The following is a 1,450-nucleotide window of genomic DNA, read 5'->3' as shown; positions in this document are numbered from 1 at the left end:
TGAAGTGACCCCTAAAAGTTAGACACGGTTATTTCATTAGGCAGCTTGATAAAAATGAGTCCGGTATTGCACCGGGCTCATTTTTAATTTTGCCTTTATCCGTTTTGTATTGTAATAATCTATATATTTTTCTAATTCTATTTTGAAGTGCTCTACACTTTCAAACTCTTTTATGTAGAGAAACTCAGACTTCATGATTCCAAAGAAATTCTCCATTACTGCGTTGTCATAACAGTTGCCTTTACGAGACATACTTTGTACGATACCTCTTTTTTGTAATGCGTGACGGTACTGTTTCATTTGATAATGCCACCCTTGATCTGAATGCATCATTAGTTGGTGATTTTCAGGTAAACCTTCTAATGCTGTCTCTAACATTTCTGAAACAAGTGAATACGTCGGTCTAGAGCCAATTGTATAGGTAATGATTTCACCATTATACAAGTCTAATACAGGTGATAAATAAAGTTTCTCACCGAATAATTTAAATTCTGTAATATCGGTTACCCATTTTTCATTTGGCGTATCTGCCGTAAATTTACGCTCTAAAATATGAGGTGCAATTTTACCAACTGTTCCTTTATAAGATTTATATTTTTTCATACGTACAAGACATTTTAAACCTAACTCTTTCATAATTCGTTGCACTTTTTTATGATTCACTATTTGATTACGATTGGCTAACTCATCACGAATACGACGATATCCATAACGACCTTCGTGTTCATCATAAATCGCTTTAATTTCTACTTTTAAATCGGCATCTGGATCGATTCTATCCATTTGTTTTACATAAAAATAATAGGTGCTTCGAGGGATATCCGCTAACTTTACTAATTCTTTCACTTGAAACTCATGCCTTAATTCATAGACTACTTGTGCCTTGTCTTGTTTGGTGATTTTTCCTTGTTTTGAACTAAGGCATTCAACTTTTTTAAATACGCATTTTCCATACGTAAGCGTTCTAATTCAGCTTGTAACGCTTCAACTGAACCTTCTGCCGGAATCTTTTTAGTATCATGTTTTGTGTTTTTATTTTTCATGGATGGACGCCCCTTTTTCTTTGGTTCAAGGGCATCTAAGCCACCTACTTCAAATTGCTTCTTCCATTGATAAACCGTTGTAAAAGAAGGAACCATGAATATAGCCGCTGTATCCATTAACGATATACCCGATTGAGCCATAAAATTTAGTACGTCTAGTTTAAACTCTGCGGTGTAATTTGTATAGACCTCGTGTAAACCTTCTTCTCCATGGAGTTCGTATAAGCGTAACCAGTATTGAAATTGTGCCTTTGTAATATGCATCTGTTTTGCATATTCTGCTTGAGAAATTATTTTCGGATTAAATCCTTGAACGAGCGTTAACTTTAAATCCTTCGTAAATTTTGTCATACAAAAAACTGCACCTCCAATTGTTAGAATGTGTCTAACAATTGGGGTGCAGTTCA

The 1,450-nt window shown here is 34.7% G+C and carries 1 protein-coding gene; it reads right to left on the bottom strand.

The window, feature by feature from the left end:
• Positions 1-36: 36 nt before the first annotated feature.
• Positions 37-1,394 (bottom strand): IS3-like element ISBce18 family transposase gene (locus FQV30_RS17325; RefSeq protein WP_146501391.1). Its coding sequence is split into 2 segments (ribosomal slippage): positions 37-938 and positions 938-1,394, totalling 1,359 coding nucleotides; the frame shifts between segments, so codons are not numbered across the junction.
• Between the last annotated feature and the right edge of the window lie 56 nt (positions 1,395-1,450).

Origin of the sequence: Planomicrobium sp. CPCC 101110, from assembly GCF_007859395.1 — a bacterium.
Lineage (GTDB): Bacteria > Bacillota > Bacilli > Bacillales_A > Planococcaceae > Planococcus.
This window is presented reverse-complemented; position numbering and strand designations above follow the sequence as displayed.